The sequence below is a fragment of the Paenibacillus xylaniclasticus genome (assembly GCF_004001065.1).
Lineage (GTDB): Bacteria > Bacillota > Bacilli > Paenibacillales > Paenibacillaceae > Paenibacillus_T > Paenibacillus_T xylaniclasticus.
The window spans coordinates 1-2,074 of record NZ_BIML01000074.1 but is presented as its reverse complement, the minus strand read 5'-3'; the positions used below and the strand labels follow the sequence as shown (position 1 = coordinate 2,074).

Sequence of the window (2,074 nt, the reverse complement as noted above, 5' to 3'; positions counted from 1 at the left end):
TCCCGGCGGAAGCGGCAGCGCCTGTCTACGATCGGCGAATCGTCATGCTCTGCGAGCCGGACGAAACGCTGCATGAGCTGCTTGCGGCGAAGATGAACGGGTCTGCTCAGGTCATTACCTTCCGAATCGGCAGCAGCCGAGTAGACGAGCGGTTCCAGACCTATGCCGCTGAAGCATTTGAGAGCATCCAGCGCATCCTTAAAGACAAGCCGGGAGGCAGGGTGCTCGTTCAGTTTGTCCTGTTCAATGCCGGAGAAGGGCGACTGTTCGCAGGACTGTCGGGCCTGCTCAAGACGGCTCGACTGGAAAATCCGAAATTGATTGGGCAGCTGATCGAGCTGGAGCCGGGAGACAGCGCGGATGGCATTGCCGCGAAGCTGGAGGCGAACAGCCGTAGTCCGGTTGATGTCTGGGTTCGCTACGAGAACGGGATTCGGCAAACCTCGTACTGGAACAGACTTGAGCTTTCTGCGGACGATGAAGGGCAGCTTCCGTGGAAGGACGATGGCGTTTATTTGATTACTGGTGGTGCGGGCGGCTTAGGACTTCTTCTTGCGCAAGATATTGCTCGGCAGACTCAAGGGGCGACATTAATTTTGACGGGACGGTCGCAGCTGAATCGAAGCAAGCAGGAGCGGCTGAAGGAGCTGGAGGATTCCGGCGCAATCGTAGTATACAGGCAGGGTGACATTACCCATCGAGCCGCCGCGATTGGGCTGATCCAAAGCATAAGGGAGGAATACGGGCGAATCCATGGCATTATCCACTGTGCCGGGATGAATCGGGACAATTTCATCATCCGAAAAACAAGGGAGGAATTTGAAGAGGTACTGAGGCCGAAGGTGACGGGACTGGTTAATTTGGATGAAGCAAGCCGCGGCGAGGAGCTTGATTTCTTCGTGCTCTTCTCATCGATATCCGGCAGCCTAGGCAATCCTGGGCAAGCCGACTATGCTGCCGCCAACGCCTTTATGGACGCGTACGCCGAATACCGGAATGCCCTGGTGAACGAGGGAAGACGCCGGGGACGGACGCTCTCGATCCGCTGGCCGCTGTGGTTAGAGGGCGGGATGCGGATTGATGCGGAGACGGAGAAGATGATGACGAGGAATATGGGCGTAACGCCGATGCAGACTCGTTCAGGCATTAAGGCATTATATCAAAGCTTGGCTTCGGGCAAGGCGCAACTGATGGTTATGGAAGGGGAGCCGGCGGCAATCGAGGCTTATTTGACGACGGCTGATGCTGGGCCGGATGACCTCTTGGCCTCGGCGTCTGTTCCGAAGCTCGATGCGAGCATGCTTTATGATAAAACGTTACATCGGCTTAAGGTGATGCTGGGGGAAACGACCCGTCTTAGCATCGGCAGCATCGAGGCGAATGAGCCGCTGGAGAGCTATGGAATCGATTCGATTATGATCACCCAGCTCAACGGGAAGCTTGCCGAAGCGTTCGGTGAGCTGTCGAAGACGCTGTTCTACGAACACCAGACGCTGCGGTCCTTGGCGGAATATTTTGTAGCGGAATATCCGCAGACGTGCATGAGATGGACCGGCATGAGCGAAGCTATGCAGCTTGCTGAGGAAGCGGCTGCTGTGCCGCACCATGCGGCTCGAATTGCCGAGGAAGCGACGTCGGCGAAGACGGCAGCGAAGCTTGTCCGCAGCGTTACGGGGCATGAGACGGAAGAGACGCCAGCAAATGCCCGCGAGCCGATTGCTATTATCGGAATCTCCGGCAGATATCCAGGTGCAAGAGATATGAACGAATACTGGGACAATCTGAAGGCGGGAAAAGATTGCATCACGGAAATTCCGCAGGAGCGCTGGTCCTTGGACGGATTTTATTATCCGGATAAAGAGGAGGCAGTCGCGAATGGACAAAGCTATAGCAAATGGGGCGGCTTTATCGAGGGCTTCGCAGAGTTCGACCCGCTGTTTTTCCATATCGCCCCGAGGGAAGCGCTCGGCATGGACCCGCAGGAGAGGCTGTTCATCGAGGCTTGCTGGGAAGCGATAGAAGATGCAGGCTACACCCGGGAACGGATTGCGGCCAAGCATAACCGCCGGGTAGG

Annotated in this window: 1 protein-coding gene; it reads left to right on the top strand. The window is 56.6% G+C overall.

The genetic code is table 11. From position 1 onward, the window contains the following. Window positions 1-2,074 (top strand): beta-ketoacyl reductase (locus PXY01_RS21975; RefSeq protein WP_127573269.1); only part of this gene is annotated, 2,074 nt, incomplete at both ends.